At 39.0% G+C, this 16,505-nt stretch carries 12 protein-coding genes; 10 read left to right on the forward strand and 2 right to left on the reverse strand.

Annotated features, from left to right (window positions below; translation table 11 throughout):
• The first annotated feature begins 5 nt into the window (after positions 1 to 5).
• From BQ5338_RS02640 to BQ5338_RS02665, 5 genes are all read left to right on the forward strand, one after another.
• Positions 6 to 1,022 (forward strand): sensor histidine kinase, encoded by a 1,017-nt coding sequence (locus BQ5338_RS02640; protein ID WP_078063372.1) that lies wholly within the window; start codon positions 6 to 8, stop codon positions 1,020 to 1,022.
• Positions 1,019 to 1,786, forward strand: a complete 768-nt coding sequence (locus BQ5338_RS02645; protein WP_078063373.1) for a LytR/AlgR family response regulator transcription factor — start codon at positions 1,019 to 1,021, stop codon at positions 1,784 to 1,786. The genes BQ5338_RS02640 and BQ5338_RS02645 overlap by 4 nt, the downstream gene beginning before the upstream one ends.
• A 537-nt stretch (positions 1,787 to 2,323) precedes the next feature.
• Complete coding sequence (locus tag BQ5338_RS02655; protein WP_078063374.1) at positions 2,324 to 3,688, forward strand: TolC family protein; 1,365 nt, start codon at positions 2,324 to 2,326, stop codon at positions 3,686 to 3,688.
• A gap of 6 nt (positions 3,689 to 3,694) precedes the next feature.
• Complete coding sequence (locus BQ5338_RS02660; RefSeq protein WP_071145265.1) at positions 3,695 to 4,765, forward strand: efflux RND transporter periplasmic adaptor subunit; 1,071 nt, start codon at positions 3,695 to 3,697, stop codon at positions 4,763 to 4,765.
• A gap of 43 nt (positions 4,766 to 4,808) precedes the next feature.
• A complete protein-coding gene (locus BQ5338_RS02665) occupies positions 4,809 to 7,931 on the forward strand; it encodes an efflux RND transporter permease subunit (RefSeq protein WP_071145266.1) in 3,123 nt (1,040 codons plus the stop codon).
• 190 nt (positions 7,932 to 8,121) lie between these two features.
• On the opposite strand, the gene hxpB is transcribed toward BQ5338_RS02665, so the two are convergent.
• Positions 8,122 to 8,778, reverse strand: coding sequence for a hexitol phosphatase HxpB (hxpB, locus tag BQ5338_RS02670; RefSeq protein ID WP_071145267.1), 657 nt, complete (start codon positions 8,776 to 8,778; stop codon positions 8,122 to 8,124).
• 322 nt (positions 8,779 to 9,100) lie between these two features.
• Here hxpB and BQ5338_RS02675 point away from each other — a divergent pair, with 322 nt between their 5' ends.
• Both BQ5338_RS02675 and ppk2 read left to right on the forward strand, forming a co-directional pair.
• Entirely contained in the window at positions 9,101 to 10,837 is a 1,737-nt protein-coding gene (locus BQ5338_RS02675) for a thiamine pyrophosphate-dependent enzyme (protein WP_071145268.1), read from the forward strand.
• Positions 10,838 to 10,868: 31 nt separating this feature from the next.
• Complete coding sequence (gene ppk2 / locus BQ5338_RS02680; RefSeq protein WP_071145269.1) at positions 10,869 to 11,615, forward strand: polyphosphate kinase 2; 747 nt, start codon at positions 10,869 to 10,871, stop codon at positions 11,613 to 11,615.
• Positions 11,616 to 11,717: 102 nt separating this feature from the next.
• Here the strand turns inward: ppk2 and BQ5338_RS02685 are convergent, their stop codons facing one another.
• A complete protein-coding gene (locus BQ5338_RS02685) occupies positions 11,718 to 13,271 on the reverse strand; it encodes a pectate lyase family protein (RefSeq protein WP_235816363.1) in 1,554 nt (517 codons plus the stop codon).
• Positions 13,272 to 13,643: 372 nt separating this feature from the next.
• Here BQ5338_RS02685 and BQ5338_RS02690 point away from each other — a divergent pair, with 372 nt between their 5' ends.
• The 3 genes from BQ5338_RS02690 (at position 13,644) to BQ5338_RS02695 (ending at position 16,445) form a co-directional block, all read left to right on the forward strand.
• On the forward strand, positions 13,644 to 14,513 hold the full coding sequence (locus BQ5338_RS02690; protein ID WP_235816364.1) for a hypothetical protein: 870 nt from the start codon (positions 13,644 to 13,646) through the stop codon (positions 14,511 to 14,513).
• Positions 14,471 to 14,734 carry a Fic family protein gene (locus BQ5338_RS17025; protein WP_235816365.1) on the forward strand — a complete coding sequence of 88 codons (264 nt, stop codon included), beginning with the start codon at positions 14,471 to 14,473 and terminating at the stop codon, positions 14,732 to 14,734. Before BQ5338_RS02690 ends, BQ5338_RS17025 begins: the two co-directional genes overlap by 43 nt.
• A gap of 274 nt (positions 14,735 to 15,008) precedes the next feature.
• Positions 15,009 to 16,445, forward strand: coding sequence for an ATP-binding protein (locus BQ5338_RS02695; protein ID WP_071145270.1), 1,437 nt, complete (start codon positions 15,009 to 15,011; stop codon positions 16,443 to 16,445).
• Positions 16,446 to 16,505 lie beyond the last annotated feature (60 nt).

Consider the following 16,505-nt stretch of genomic DNA (forward strand, 5'->3'; position numbering starts at 1 on the left):
CAAACATGTATAAGAATAAATTATATAGAACTGCACTTTTGTCATCTCCTATCATGGCAGCCTTTGAGTTGTCTCCGACTTTTTTTCTGCAAACACACGGATATCCACTGAATTTTTGGTTTGCACTTGCAACTCTGACAATTCTAACCATAGCTATTTGGGGAGTGAATATTTATGTGATGAATATATGGATAAAAAGCGGCCGTAAAAACAACACGGAGTGGTATGCACTGAGTTACATTTTTACATTACTCTTGTTTGCATTGCTGTGGATTATCGTACATCTTTTCCCGGAATTGGATGATAGTAGAAGTAGACCATCTATTATATTTCCTATTATCAATATTTTGGCTCTTAACACTATTATATTGATCATATCGAATGCAATTACTGTCAGATCAAAAAGTGAACAAGTAGATAAAGAATTGGCTAAATTAAAAATAAAGAATTTAGAAGCGGAACAACAGGTACTTGTAGGACAAATGCAACCTCACTTTCTATTCAACGCACTAAGTACCCTTAGCTCCATTATAAGTTCCGATCCTGATTTAGCAAAAAAATATGTTATCAGGCTTTCAAATTTTCTGAGATATACGATATCGGCCCACGAACACGTGCTTATTCCGCTTTCAGAAGAATTGAAATTTACACAGGATTACATTGAACTTCAGAAAATACGGTTCGAAGATTCTTTTTATTGCTCCCTAACTATACCTAATGAACAGATAATTCAATACCAAATTCCTGTTTATGCTCTCCAATCGTTAGTAGAAAACACATTTAAGCATAATTCGTTTAGTGACAAAAAGCCACTAAAGGTTAGTATTGAATTAAAAGATGATCAGTTAATTGTATCCAACAACAAAATGCTTAAACCCGTTTTTCTAGATGGAGAAAGAAAGGGTGTTGGTCTCAAAAATCTCAATAAAAGATATCAATTGATCGTCGGTAAAGACATCGACATCAAAGATACCCAAACAGAATACACGGTTACTCTTAAACTTATTCAGACAATGCCATGATGAAAGTAATCATTATCGAAGACGAGAAGCGGACGGCAAAAGAATTGGCAACTACTCTTGAATCTATTGACGATCAAATAGAAGTTGTCACGATTCTTTCATCTGTAGAACAGGCTATATCCTATATGCGAAACAATTCAGACTTTGATTTGATTTTTTCGGATATACAGCTTAGCGACGGGCTTAGTTTTGAGATATTCAATAAAATACGGCTGTCAGCACCCGTTGTCTTTTGTACAGCTTATGATAAATATGCGTTGGAGTCTTTCAATACGAACTCAATTGATTATATCCTAAAGCCATTTGACCGGAATTCGGTAGCAAAGTCTTTAGAAAAATACCATACACTAAAATCAAATTTTGCTGCTTTCAATCTCAATTTCAATAATTTATTACGAACTATCGGGGCACCGTCATCAACGATACAACAAACGTCTATTATTATTAGTAAAGGAGATAGAATCGTTCCGATTAAAACAACTACAATAGCTCTTTTTGTGCATGAAGACGATTACGTGTTTGCATTGACATTTGATTTAAAAAGACACCTTGTTTCTCAGTCATTAGAAGAACTTGAATCCGTTTGCGGAGATATCTTTTTCAGAGCAAACCGCCAATACCTTATCAACCGAAAAGCCGTAGAGGATGTGTCTCGTCATTTCAATCGAAAAATACAGGTCAATCTGACTTTCAATTATCCCACCCAGATACTCATAAGTAGACTCAAAGTTACCCAGTTTATTGAATGGCTAACACAAAATTGAGACGTTTGGCAGTTCACTCCCTTTTTTGAGCAGTTCACAGATATTTCCTTTTCATAACTTCCTCTAGCTAGCTACCTTTGCTTTGAAATTTGGAAATACAATATGAATCTGATAAAAAGAATAAAACCACATTTTTTCTGGCTACCCTCTATTTTAATGATGGTCGATGCTGTTTCTAAGCTACTCTTCCCCGATTTTTGGGTTGAGTATGCTAATTTGAATTTTCAGAACAGAATTATCTGGATTGGAATCATTGAACTATGTTGTTCGTTAATCTATATTTTCCCTCTCACTATGTCAATCGGCTTTTTTCTGATAAGCTGTTATTGGGGTGCTGCAATGGGTGTCAGTATAAACAACGAACAGTTCAATATTTTCCCATTACTCCTGTTAATTTGTTTTTCATTATCCTTTCATTGGCGAGGAGGAGCTATTTTCTCTAACAATATGTTTGCCCAGAAAAATTCGATACATCCTAATGAATAAAATAATAACTATCTGCACATCACGCAAAAAAAATAAAAAAATAATTTCATTATGACTATAAAAACCAAAACTCTGAGGGTATGTTTGATACTTGCGCTGCCATTTTTCTTATCGGGTCGGATAGTAGCACAAGATCAGACATTGTCATTAAAAGAATGCATCAATTATACCCTACAACATCATCCCAATAGCACTATTTATCAAAATTCGGCCAAATCAGCCAAAGAAAAAATCCGCGAGAGCCGATCAGCTCTATTGCCCTCTGTGGCTGGAAATGTCGGGCTGGATTATAATCTTAAACTGGCAACTTCAGTGATACCTGCCGGATCATTTGGAACGGAAGAAACAAAGTTACAGATGGGAAACAAGTTCAGCAATTCGGCTTATGTAGAGTTGGATCAAAAGCTCTTTGACAGAAGTGCATTCCTTGACGTAAAAACATCAAAGGTCAATAAAGAGATTGCTGATCTGAATTTGCTGAAGGAGAATGAAACGCTAATTTATAATACGGCTTCAGCTTATTACGAGGTACTTACCTATGCTGAAAAAGGAAAACTTTTGCGAGAGAGCGAAAAGCGGTATGAAACGACTGTGAGCATACTTAAATTACGTTATGCTCAAGGTGAAGAGAAAAAAAGCGAGTATACCAGGGCCAGAGTCAACTACAATAATGTACAATTTGAAATTGAATCCAATAATAGTTCTTATAAACTAGCATTGAACAAGCTTAAGAACAGCATTGGCATGGACATAGAAGTACCTATTAGTATAGAGGATAGCATTACAGATATAGATGTGAAAGAGCTGCCATTAGCTATTGGTTTAAATGATTTTGACACCAACAGCTTGCTTGATTTTCAGATTGATCAAAAAAATCTAAGTGCAAAGAAATTGGATATTAAGCAGAAAAAAGCAGCTTACCTCCCCACTTTATCATTATATGGTAAATATGGCGGAAATGGCTATGGCTCGAATTTTTTTCCGGCACTCGGCAACTGGTATGATTACTCTGTGATTGGGGTAAAAGCCACTATTCCAATTTTTAGCGGATTCAAAAAACAAAGCCAGTTGGCTCAAAGCAAATTAAGTCTTGCGTCTATGGAACTTACCAATAAATTAAACCTTCAAGAATATAAGCTTAACATAGAAAATGCGTCAACGGACATTGTAAGTACTTATACTAACTTAAAAAAGTCCAAAGAAAACTTACAACTTGCAACCGAAATGATGGATGCCTCAATGGTTGAATATCAGGAAGGAACAGCAACTCTTTCTTCGCTGTTAGATACTGACTATTCTTACAAGGAAGCGAGGACTAATTATACAACTTCCTTGTTAGACTATCTGACCGCACAATTAAGCTATTACAAAAACACAGGGACGATTTCACAATTTGTAAATGAAATAAAACAATAACAAAAAATGAAACATAAAAGAATCTTGACGATTGCAGTGATCGCATTGATACCCATTGCTATAATTATTGGGTTGTTTATAAATAAAGGAAAATTGAATGAGTCTGAAAAACCGGTTGACAGAAGTAATATTGCGGTAAAAGTAATAGTTGATACCGTTTCGTATAAAACCTCTAATAACTCTTTTTCACAGCCAGCTACCATTATTGCTGATGAGGAGGGCGATATGGGAGTAGAAACATCGGGGAAAATTACCACTCTCAACATCGATTTAGGAACAATTGTTAGGAAGGGACAGGTGGTTGGTCATATTGATGTTGTTGAGACTCAACAAAAACTGGAAGCCGCCGAACTTTCAATCAATAAGCTTAGCGCAGACTACGAAAGACAGAAAGTACTTGCTGCCGGAGATGCAACGAATGCAAATGCCGTTTCGGATGCCAAGTATGACCTTGATTCAAAAAAGCTGGAAGCAGCACAACTGCGCACGCAAATCAGGCACGCCAATATTATTGCACCCATAAACGGCATAGTTGTAGAGAAACAAAAAATTGCAGGTGAATATGTAAGTACGGGAACTACAATTGCAACCATTATCAATACCCAATCTCTGAAAGCTGAGGTAAATGTGCCTGAAGATCAGTTATCTTCCCTCAAAAAAGGACAAAAGACGGTTATAACTTCCGATGTTTATCCTGAAAAAACGTTTTCAGGTATTGTCAATTTCATTAGCCCCAAGGGAGATGAAAATCACAATTACATCGTTCGCATAGACATTGAGAATAACAGTTCAGTGCAATTAAAATCAGGGCTATACATCAATGTAAAATTTCCAGGTACGTCTACTCAGCAGAAACGGCTAATGATACAAAAAATCGCATTGGTTGAAGGCGTGAAAAATCCATTCGTGTATGTCTATAAAGATGGTAGTGTAGAGGAAAGAAAATTGGTTACAGGATCTGAATCCGGTAATTATATAGAGATCAGAAAAGGTTTGTCTCCTGGTGAACTGGTAGTGACAAGTGGACAAATCAACTTATCAAATGGCACCAAAGCTACAATTATTAAAACACAATAGTAGTATATAGCAACATGACTGTAAATAAAAGAATTATTGAAAAATGAGTATTACAGAACTAGCAATAAAACGACCGTTACTAATAATAGTAATATTTGTAACATTAATACTTTTTGGTATTATAGGATACAATTCTCTAAGTCTAAATTTGTTACCGAAATTTACAACAAACACAATATCAATCAGTACAACCTATAGAGGGGCTTCACCAGAAGAAGTACTAACGAGTATTACCAAACCACTGGAAGATGCTCTATCCTCTATAGAAGGAATAGATGCTATGAGTTCCTCATCGCAGGAAGGCTCATCATCTATAACTATAGAATTGCTTAATAGTGTTGAGCCCAGCGATGCACAGTTGGATGCGGAACGAAAAGTAAGACAAGCGCTGTCAGATTTGCCCGATGGTATAGATGAGCCTGTGGTAAGCCGAACGAGTTCAGATGATCTACCAATTTACAAAATGAGTATTAGCTCCAATTTAAGCGATACAAAGTTCTATGATTTGGTAGACAATGAAATCAAACCTGTTCTAACCAATATTCCAGGTGTTGCAGATGTCACTATTATCGGGGGTACACAAAGACAAATTAATGTAGATATTGACAACAATAAATTGAAAGCTTATAAACTTTCTTTATTGGACGTCAACACAGCTGTTGTTGCAAGTGGAGCTGCATTCCCTGGCGGAAAAATTGAAAACAAAACAAGCAGATATTCACTTGATTTGAATGCAAAAGTAAAAACTGTAGAACAGTTGCGCGATGTAGTAGTCAGAGAAGGCGAGAAGGGAAGCCGGATATTATTGAAAGATGTTGCTTCTGTAACAGATGGAAAAGAACGAGTGACGACCCTAAACAGACTAAATGGGGAACCGGCCATTGGTATTCAAATAAAAAAGCAAAGCGACGCAAATACGGTAGAGGTCTGCAACCTTTCATCTGAACGAATGGAAGAACTAAAGAAAACTTATGCCGCTGATAATTTGAACTACCATATTGCTTCAGATCAATCCATTTACACACAGGCTTCTGTAGACGCTGTTGTGGACGATTTAATGCTTGCTATGGTCATTGTTGCGTTTGTTATGCTTTTCTTTCTACATAGCTTTCGTAGTTCTTCATTTGTTTTGGTGGCATTGCCCGCAGCTATTATACCTACATTTATGTTGATGTGGGCATTTGATTTTTCTCTCAACATGATAAGCTTAATGAGTCTTTCATTAGTTGTCGGCATTCTGGTCGACGATAGTATTGTGGTATTGGAAAATATCTATCGTCATCTGGAGATGGGGAAAAACAAACGTATCGCTGCATTGGAAGGCCGTAACGAAATAGGCTTTACTGCTCTAGCTATTACCATGGTGGACGTTGTTGTATTCCTCCCTCTTGGTTTGACAAGCGGTATGATTGGAAACATTGTAAAAGAATATGCTTTTGTGGTGGTATTCTCCACATTGATGAGTTTACTGGTTGCCTTTACACTTACACCTTTGTTGGCATCCCGCTGGGGTGCACTTTCAAATCTGAGTAAAAAGAACTGGTGGGGAAAGATGAATATCTGGTTTGAAGCACGTATTGACGACTTTCGTGAATTTTACACCAAAGTACTCGTATTAGCTTTAAATCATAAGCGTTCCGTAATACTGATTGTATCAGTTCTTATTTTAGGCAGCATTGCATTAATTCCGGCGGGATTTGTAGGGACGGAATTTATGCCACAGTCCGACCGCGGTGAATTGAATATACAAATAGATCTCGAAGGAAATACTCCACTAAAAGAGACAAATGCTAAAATAGCTCAGGTAGAAGGTATCATAATGAAACATCCCGAAGTGGTAAATGTCTTTTCAAACGTAGGGACGCAATCAGGCGCGATGATGGGAAATAATACTTCGAATAGTAATCTTGCTGAAATTTCCCTAATGCTCACAGATGCCAACAAACGTAAGATGAGTACCGTCGAGTTTGGGCGAATGATTAGGGAAGAAATTATGCAAGTTCCGGGTGTGAAACCTACTATTAAAACGGTTGGTATGACTGGTAATGCCAACTTTGACATTCAAATGGCTGTTGAAGGAACAAATCGGGATTCCATAATGAAAGTGGCAGCAATCATTAAAAGCGTGATGGAAAAAACACCGGGAACTGATTATGTACAATACAGCACCAAGGAATCCAAACCGCAAGTGTCTGTTGTTCTCGACCGTGAAAAGTTGGCCAAATATGGTGTAACAGTAAATGATGCGGGAAATGCAATACAATATGCTTTTAGTGGTAATAATAATACCAAGTTCAAAGATAATGGAGAAGAATATGACATCAACCTTCAACTAGATGAAGCCAATGCAAAGACTGTGCAAGACGTAAGGGCATTCAATCTATATAATTCTAGAGGCGGGGTCGTTCCGTTGGCAGCCGTAGCTGAAATTACGGAAACAACAAGCCAATCGGTATTGGAGAGAAAGGACAGGCTTAATTCAATCACAGTAGATGCTGTTGTTGTAGGTCGTGCATCGGGGACTGTAAGCAGTGAAATCAAGGAGAAGCTTTCGACAGTAAAACTACCGGCTGGAATACAGATAGTGGAAGCTGGTATGGGGAAAAATCAAAATACCGCGTTCGCAAGCTTAGCTCTGGCTATAGAATTGGCAATCATATTAATGTACTTGGTTATGGTGGCATTGTACGAAAGTCTAGTATATCCTTTTGTTGTTCTATTCTCACTTCCTGTTGCTATCATTGGGGCAATCTTAGCATTGGCACTCACCTTGAAAACCATCAATCTTTTTTCTATTCTAGGTATTATAATGCTTCTGGGGTTGGTAGCCAAAAATGCCATCCTTATTGTTGACTTTGCCAATCAGGAAAAAGAAAAAGGTCTGTCGATAAGAGAATCTCTCATCGCAGCCGGTCGTGAACGTTTGCGCCCGATTTTGATGACCACATTTGCCATGATCTTGGGTATGTTGCCTATGGCGCTTTCAACAGACGCAGGTTCTGAAACCAAGAATGGCATGGCATGGGTTATTATTGGAGGTCTAACAAGTTCTTTGATCTTTACACTTGTTTTAGTGCCTGTTATGTACACCATTATCGAAAAATGGAAGAATAAAGTAAATAGCAAATTCGGGAAAAAGCAAACAAAAGAAATCACAACAACTTAATTAATTAGTAGATTTTCGATATTTCAAATTATTGCTATCAGATAAAAATTTCCATGTAATTAAAATCAATAAGATAGGAGGAATAATCTCCCTACCTTATTGATTTTAATTACATTTAGTAAAACAGATGGCCATAAATGTACGTGCCATTGGGATTCCCAGCCGAACACCATGTATCTTCATTTTTCATTTACGAAAGAATTGAAAAATCGAATTGATTATAATGACTAATTCTATAATTTGCGATTTTATTATCTACATCGTTCTTATGGATAAGTACTGTTTTCATACCCGCCTTTTTTGCTGCTAATAATCCGGAGGATGAATCTTCTATTGCTACACAATTCTCCGGTTTTACATTTAATTTTTCTGCAACAGTCAGGTAAACATATGGACTCGGTTTTCCTTCTATTTCATGTTCTGCTGACGAAGTGGCATCAAAATATTGGTGAAGTTTTAATTTATTCAAAACAACCGGAATTAATGCCGATGGTGAATTCGTTGCTAATCCAATTTTATAACCTTTACATTTTAACTTCTTTATAAATTCTCCTATGCCACTAATTGCTGTTCCCTCTTTTTCAATTAGAAATGTAACACGCTCTACTACTCCATTTTCAACTTCTTTAAGCGTTTTACCCTTCCAGGGATACCTGTTAAACCAGAACTCAGTAACTTCGGTTGTAGTCAAAGTTTCTGTAATTTTACATAACTCTTCGGATAATTTCACTCCCACAGATGAAAAAATTTCTTTTTCGGCTTTTTTCCATATCTGCTCTGAATTAATGATTACTCCATCCATATCGAAGATGATGGCTTCAATTCTATTTTTTGTTTTCTGGATCATATTTTATTGTTAAAAATGCATCAAACTGATTTTACGGAAATAAATACAGTAACAAGATATAAAGAAAGCATTATGGCACTTTATTCATTTTACTACTTTTAATATAAAATAAGTTATATGCGCAACTTTATACGAATGCTTTTGTTAATTCCTTAACTCCGCCAATGAAATCTAAACAGTTTCTTAAAAACGCGAAAATGAAACATTGATGGAAGTTTATGCGCTACTACTCGTATTGTTTGAAACCACTTTTCTGGCCAATATACCTGAAGCAAGACTAAACAATGAAATTAAAAAATAGGTATTTTTTTAAATTAAACTTATGAGTAAAAATATATCGGATCAACTAGTGGATACACTGGTTGAAGCAGGCATCCAACGAATTTATGCCGTAACAGGCGACAGCCTTAATCATGTAAATGAAGCAATCCATCGTAGTGGGAAAATCAAATGGATTCATGTTCGTAACGAAGAAACAGCTGCTTTTGCAGCAGGTGCCGAAGCGCAATTAAATGGCTTGGCATGCTGTGCAGGCAGTAGCGGCCCTGGACATGTTCACTTGATCAATGGTTTGTATGACGCTCATCGTTCATCGGCTTCAGTCTTGGCTATTGCTTCGACTATTCCTACCAAAGAATTTGGTACCGCTTATTTTCAGGAAACAAACACTATCAAACTTTTTGATGATTGCAGTTGCTATAACCAAATGGCTACAACACCTGCTCAATTTCCCCGGATGTTACAGGCTGCTCTTCAGCACGCCGTACATCAAAAAGGGGTGGCTGTTCTTGGACTACCGGGCGATATTACCAATCTTCCTGCGGTAGAGGCTGAAACAACAACCACACTTTTTCTAAATAAGCCGATCGTCAGACCTTCTGATGGAGAATTAGCACAACTTGCTGAGCTCTTAAATTCTCACAAAAAGATCGCAATTTACTGCGGATTGGGTGCTGCTCAGGCGCATGATGAGGTGGTGGAACTGGCCCAGAAATTAAAATCTCCTGTGGCTTATTCGTATAAGGCAAAAATGGATATTCAGTATGAAAACCCCTATGAGGTGGGTCTTACAGGATTATTGGGCATTCCATCGGCTTATCAGAGTATGCACGAATGTGACTTGCTCGTATTATTGGGAACAGATTTTCCTTATACGCCTTTCATGCCGGTTCACAATAAGATCGTACAAATTGATATTAAACCGGAAAACCTTGGGCGAAGGGCTAAACTTGATCTCGGACTTTGTGGGGATGTGAAAGATAGCTTGCAGGCTCTTCTTCCTTTGGTAGAGAATAAAGAAGAGAGTACTTTCCTCAATAGGCAATTGAAGTTTTACAAAGAGGTAAAAAAGAATTTATTGTACTATGTCAATGATAAAGGGGAGTCGAATGCCATTCATCCGGAATATGTTGCTTCTGTAATTAATGAGTTAGTCGACAAGGATGCCATTTTCACCGTAGATACGGGGATGTGTTGTGTATGGGCGGCCCGTTACATTGATGGAACCGGGCAACGGAAAATGTTAGGTTCATTTAATCATGGTACGATGGCAAATGCGATGCCTCAAGCTATTGGTGCCTCACTAGCCTGTCCGGAAAAACAAGTGATTGCATTCTGTGGTGACGGAGGGTTGTCTATGATGATGGGCGACCTGATGACTATTGTTCAATACAATTTGCCCGTGAAGATTGTGCTTTTTAATAATCAATCGTTGGGAATGGTGAAACTGGAAATGCAAGTGGCTGGAATCCCTGATGTGGAAACGGACATGCTAAATCCTGACTTTGATAAACTGGCCGAAGCAATGGGAATGTTTGGCGTTACTATTACTGATCCTGCTGACTTGAAAACGACTTTGCAAAGTGCATTACAACAGGATGGACCAGCATTAATTACCATTCGGACGGATGCTAATGCTCTTGCTATGCCTCCTAAACTTGAGTTTGACCAAATGAAAGGGTTTGCTTATTATATGGGAAAAATGATGCTAAGTGGTCGTACAAATGAAATACTTAAAATAGTCAAATCCAATTATAAGCATTTGGGTGAAGTGATCTAATTGAGAAGATAAAAAATCAAATATTAACTACATGAAGCATAAAAAAGAAATATTACATGAGCTTTTCATTGAGTTGGTGAAGCTGCAGAAGGAGATTATTGGTTCAAACCTGAAATTGCTTGTAATCCTTGAAGGAAGGGATGCAGCCGGTAAAGATGGAACAATCAAACGAATTATCAAACATCTCAGTCCCCGCGAAACAAGGGTGGTGGCATTGGAGAAACCCTCTGACAGGCAGCAACGTGAATGGTATTTCCAACGTTATTCCATTCATTTGCCTGCATCAGGCGAATTTGTGCTACTGAACCGAAGTTGGTATAACCGTGCTGGCGTTGAAAAAGTAATGGGATTCTGCACCGACAAGGAGTACAAATCATTTTTTACGGAAGTCGAATTATTTGAAAAGATGTTGGTAGATGCTGGCTTCATCGTTCTGAAATATTCTCTTGATATCAGCCAAGAGGAACAAGAAAAAAGGTTGAAAGATCGCGAGATAGATCCGCTAAAACAATGGAAGATAAGTCCTATTGATAAGGAGGCTGGTAAGTTCTGGCAAGATTATTCTGATGCCCGGAATGAGATGTTGCTGAGAACTAATTTCGAAGATTCTCCATGGTATGTGGTGAGTGCCAATAAGAAGAAGAAGGCTCATATTGCTCTTATTTCTCATCTTCTTAAGCAATTGGAATACAACAAAAAAGATGAAAAATTGGTTTCAAATGATTATGGATTGGTTTATCCTGCTACTCCTGAGAATATTAGAGAAAAGCTTTATTGATTCAGAGAATTAATAAAGAGGATATGTAACTCACCTATTATGTGCGGAGAGTGTGATCATTAACACACCCTCCGCACATAATATTAGCAAATATGAATTTTATTAAAAATCTTCGCTACAGGGTAAGCCGCTTTCATCTTCGCAACCACTTTGCATAATCTCTTTTACCAAGCTATTAATATAGAGTTCCAGATAGCTATATCCGGTTTTTGCATCTATGTCTTTATAACTCTTTCCGGTGGGAAGGTTTTGTGCTGCCCATGCATCGGGTATGCCGTCATCATTACTATCTGTGGGTTTGGTAGCAGATTCATAGGTGATGTAACCTTCAGTATTAGTCTGTGAATCGATCAACCCATTGGTGCTTCCATTGGAGCCTTCATAAGTATAGTTACCTTCCTTTACATTGGACACAATACGGGTGTCGATGGCGTCACGATAGAGGCTGGCACCAGCCACGGCAAGTACTTTCTTGTAGGCTTGTTCAGGAGTGTGTGTACCGGCGTAACTTACTGCAAATTCGCTGGTCGATTTGATTCCGTCTATAGTTCCTCCGGGAAGTTCTCCTTTAGCGAGATTGGGCTGGATTCCTACCCAGTTGTCTGCATTGGTTTCGGCAATATGTTTCTTCATATTATCATCGAGCTTACTGCAAGTGTTATCAAAATAGTTATCGCGCAAATAGAATTTACCCCATACGCCAGCAACATTTTTCTGTGTGCCATCATCCGCATTAGGAGAAAAGATACGATAGGTAAGAACGGTCTTGGTGGCTGTTGAGGGTCCCGGTTTGTAATAGTTGCCTATGAAGTTGTAACTTCCGCCTTCACCAGCATAACCTCCGTTGGTAGGCCCCCAGTTGTAGAACACATTGTTTCTGATATCAACAAGTTCTGAATCGGGATCTCCGGTATAGCGACTGCCGCAAAGGCGCGGAGTGCGACTGCTGTGATGGGCGATCAGATTGTGGTGAAAGCTAGCGCCTTCTCCTCCCCAGATGCCTCCGTAACCATGTGTACCTTTGTCATGCACAGAATTGGTGAGACTCTCGCTAAGGATACACCATTGCATAGTGAAGTTTTTGTTGCCATAAAAAGAGGAGCATTCATCGGTGCTCCAGCTCATGGTGCAGTGGTCTATAATAATGTTCTGCTGATTACGCCCCCACATGGCATCGTCTTCCGTCTTTTTCTCGTCGCCCATTCTGCTACGGATGAAGCGAACAATCACATTATTGGCTTCGATGACGAAGGAATAGTTTTTCAAGCAGATGCCTTGTCCGGGAGCTGTCTGTCCAGCTACAGTGACATCGTCATTCTTTATTTTTAGAGTTGATTGCAGAGCAATGGTGCCGGATACATCGAACACGATGATGCGTGCTCCACTTTTACTGATAGCTTCGCGAAGAGATCCTGTACCGCTGTCATCAAGATTGGTTACATGGTACACTGCGCCTCCCCGTCCACCGGTAGTAACGTAACGCGCAAAACCTTCTGCTCCGGGAAAGGCCGGAGTGTTCACTGCCACGCTTGTACTGTCTTGTTGACTTGTGGAGTCTCCTTGATGAATAAAACCATTATCTTCTGTATTGTTGCCACCTTTAGTGCATGCGGTGGATAGTAAGAATGCACAGATAAGAAATAAGTATTGTTTCATGGATTATTGTTTTTTGTCGGTCGCAAATATAACGGGGATCCGTGCTTTTGTATGTGTAGAAATTATTTTTCTATGTGGAAGTATTGGCCAAAGTACAATATTTCACATTTACCTAAAACGAAGTATTGAAAAAGAAAACATATCAAAAAAATATTAGCGAATAATATAGTTATAAAACGAATCATCTTGAATGATTCATTTTGTGACATCACACATATATGATATATATCCGTCGGATAACTAATTAAGCTCCACATATTCCGATAGTTCTCCTTTTTTAAATGTGACAGAAGCCACTGCCAAACAGCAGTTGGCTATACGACAATAATTCCTAATCAAGTTCTCATAAGAGTACCTAAAGGCAATAATTATATGGTTGAATTAATACCTCCTACCTCTATTTTCCATTTAGAAGCAGAACTACCCTCAAAGATTGATACCAACAATCCATACAAACTCAACCTATATACGCTTGCCGAAGCTATTATTGTGACAACACCTGTTGTGTATAAAAATGATGCGCTAACGATGCAGACAGCTCTTGCAATGCTTGGCGATAGCTCCGAGATTCTGAAAATATTAGTCGATACGGGACAGACTGTTCGGGCGGGAAGAGTCATTGGTGCGTTTCGCAATATCGGCAGAATGGATATCGTCGATGAAATTACCGGAACAATGAAACGCATCGGGTATGATGTTTCTGAAGAAGATCCTTTTGAGGAAGTTGTTACGATTAGTTTGTCGCCATCCCCTTATGCTACTCGATTACGGTTGATGTGGCAAAATATGAGAGAAGAGGTGTTAACGAATTTTGTTCGCCTGAAAAGTAACCTTTCCGCTGCAGAGTTTCTATTACAGATGGAAGCACAGTATAAGCTGGATGCTTATCACTCCTTATCCATTGAAGGGTATCGGGTGACGGATGAACTGATAAGCAAAGTCAAAAGCGGTACTTGGAAACCCGATGGAGACGATGCGGACTCAAAGAATGCGTTTGCCGCACGTGGTTATTGGCTGGCTTTTCAGGCGGTAAAAAAGAGTATCTCGGATATTTTGAGCGGAGGTAATAGCGCCGATATCGCACAGCGTGACTTATCAATATGGCACAGCGAAATGTTTATGCCATGCGTTACGGCCGGATTATCAAGCCATCTGATATTGTTGGTTATCGCTCCCATCAGGTTTATATCCGCAATTCGATGCACACTCCGCTTAACCCTGATGCGCTTCGTGATGCCATGACTGCCTTGTTTGAACTTCTCAAGAAAGAGCAAGAAGCCCGCTTTAAAGCGGTGTTAGGGCATTTTGCCTTTACCTACATTCATCCATATATGGACGGAAACGGTCGTGTAGGTCGATTTTTAATGAATACGATGTTAGCATCAGATGGCTACGATTGGGTGATTATCCCAGTCGAAAGGCGAGATGAATACATGGCTGCTCTCGAAAGAGCGAGTATTTAGTTTAAACAAGCTATTGTATAATGATGCTCGGACCTGTTGGACATATCAATTTGATCCGTCATCAAACAAAGCGAACATCCCCAATTTCGTAAGCAAATGCATGCATCGATTCTTCTATTCTTTTAACTGTATTGACCGAGGGTTTACGATGCTCTGTAACATAATGATTTAATTGTCCTTGCGCAATTATTTGCAAGATAAGAAGAAAGAAGAATCATTTTTAAGTAGACAATATGCCTAAAATGAGTACTTTTACAGATCAATAATTTTCTATATGAGAATCGATAACCTTGAAAATATAAAAACTCTCATAGCCCAAACAGAGAACGGACAAGTAGAGTTTAAGGAAACCACCGGACAATTGGAACGTGGAATGGAGACCTTATGTGCTTTTCTGAACGGTGAAGGTGGAACTGTCTTGTTCGGCGTCAACGACAAAGGTAAAATCATCGGGCAAGAAGTAGCGGACAGTACCAAACGTGTCTTGGCCGATGCCATAGGTCGGATAGAACCGCTGACGATGATTCAAGTTTCATACGTGCCAATCCCCGGAAGTCTCAAAGTTATTATTGCACTTTCTGCCGAAGATATGAGACTGGAACGTCCATTCTGTTACAAAGGTCGTCCCTATTACCGTGTGGAGAGTGTGACATCTACTATGCCGCAAACGATGTATAACCAATTACTATTGTATCGCGACGAGGCCAAATATCGTTGGGAATCGTTTGCCAACGACAGCTTGTCTCTGGAGGATTTGGATAAGGACGAAATACAAAAGACTGTTAGATTGGGTATCGAATGCGGACGCTTACCGGAATCTACGGGAAGTGACATACCAACTATACTTGAAAAGTTCGGTCTGATGAAGAACAGCAAACTGAACAATGCCGCCGCCGTACTATTTGCAAACAAGGAGCTAATAGACTACCCACAGTGCTTGCTAAGGCTCGCTCGTTTCAGAGGAACAGATAAACGGGAGTTCATTGACAACCAGCGTATACAAGGCAATCTGTTCAAACAACTGGATGCGGCTATGGCGTTTATGTTCAAGCATCTGTCTTTGTCCGGGGCAACAGACAGTCTGGAGCGGGAAGAACATCTGACTATTCCGTATAAGGCAATAAGAGAAGGGATTATAAACTCACTGAGCCACCGACTATACCGGACGGCAGGTGGTTCAGTCGGAATCGCTATCTATGACGACCGTTTAGAAATAGAAAATACCGGAGCACTTCCTGCTGATTGGAATATTGAGAAGATGAAGTCCGAACATCGCTCTGAACCTCAGAATCCGATGATTTCAAGTGTGCTTTACAAAAGAAAATTATTGGAGAATTGGGGACGAGGGATTAGCCTGATGATAGAAGAATGCCAAAAGGCAAATTTACCCGAACCGGAGTTTAAAGTTAACGGTAATTTTGTAGTGGTTACCTTCCGTTATGGCAGTGAAAACCCGACAAGTACCAGACAAGTACCAGACAAGTACCAGACAAGTACCAGACAAGTAGTGTCCCTCATCCAGATAATACAGGAAGGAACCTTCTCAGTTAAAGAGATGATGAATATGCTTCAGTTGAAAAACAGAGGAAACTTCTTGAATAATTATCTGAATCCGGCAATACAAACTGGAATGGTAGAGCCTCTTTATCCAGACCAGCCGAAACATCCGCAACAGAAATACCGTCTTACTTCTAAAGGAAAAACGAAATAAGAGTGAATGATAAACGCTCTACCACAACTTCGTAACAGCTCCAAATTTTCGATTAATTTA

This window comes from Bacteroides ihuae (genome assembly GCF_900104585.1).
Classification (GTDB): Bacteria; Bacteroidota; Bacteroidia; order Bacteroidales; family Bacteroidaceae; genus Bacteroides; species Bacteroides ihuae.

What these genes read in the sequence shown, in the direction of transcription:
- BQ5338_RS02640 (WP_078063372.1), top strand. Translation starts at nt 6, where the DNA reads ATGTATAAGAATAAATTATATAGAACTGCACTTTTGTCATCTCCTATC.
- BQ5338_RS02645 (WP_078063373.1), top strand. Translation starts at nt 1,019, where the DNA reads ATGATGAAAGTAATCATTATCGAAGACGAGAAGCGGACGGCAAAAGAA.
- BQ5338_RS02655 (WP_078063374.1), top strand. Translation starts at nt 2,324, where the DNA reads ATGACTATAAAAACCAAAACTCTGAGGGTATGTTTGATACTTGCGCTG.
- BQ5338_RS02660 (WP_071145265.1), top strand. Translation starts at nt 3,695, where the DNA reads ATGAAACATAAAAGAATCTTGACGATTGCAGTGATCGCATTGATACCC.
- BQ5338_RS02665 (WP_071145266.1), top strand. Translation starts at nt 4,809, where the DNA reads ATGAGTATTACAGAACTAGCAATAAAACGACCGTTACTAATAATAGTA.
- hxpB (WP_071145267.1), bottom strand. Translation starts at nt 8,778, where the DNA reads ATGATCCAGAAAACAAAAAATAGAATTGAAGCCATCATCTTCGATATG.
- BQ5338_RS02675 (WP_071145268.1), top strand. Translation starts at nt 9,101, where the DNA reads ATGAGTAAAAATATATCGGATCAACTAGTGGATACACTGGTTGAAGCA.
- ppk2 (WP_071145269.1), top strand. Translation starts at nt 10,869, where the DNA reads ATGAAGCATAAAAAAGAAATATTACATGAGCTTTTCATTGAGTTGGTG.
- BQ5338_RS02685 (WP_235816363.1), bottom strand. Translation starts at nt 13,271, where the DNA reads ATGAAACAATACTTATTTCTTATCTGTGCATTCTTACTATCCACCGCA.
- BQ5338_RS02690 (WP_235816364.1), top strand. Translation starts at nt 13,644, where the DNA reads ATGGTTGAATTAATACCTCCTACCTCTATTTTCCATTTAGAAGCAGAA.
- BQ5338_RS17025 (WP_235816365.1), top strand. Translation starts at nt 14,471, where the DNA reads ATGCACACTCCGCTTAACCCTGATGCGCTTCGTGATGCCATGACTGCC.
- BQ5338_RS02695 (WP_071145270.1), top strand. Translation starts at nt 15,009, where the DNA reads ATGAGAATCGATAACCTTGAAAATATAAAAACTCTCATAGCCCAAACA.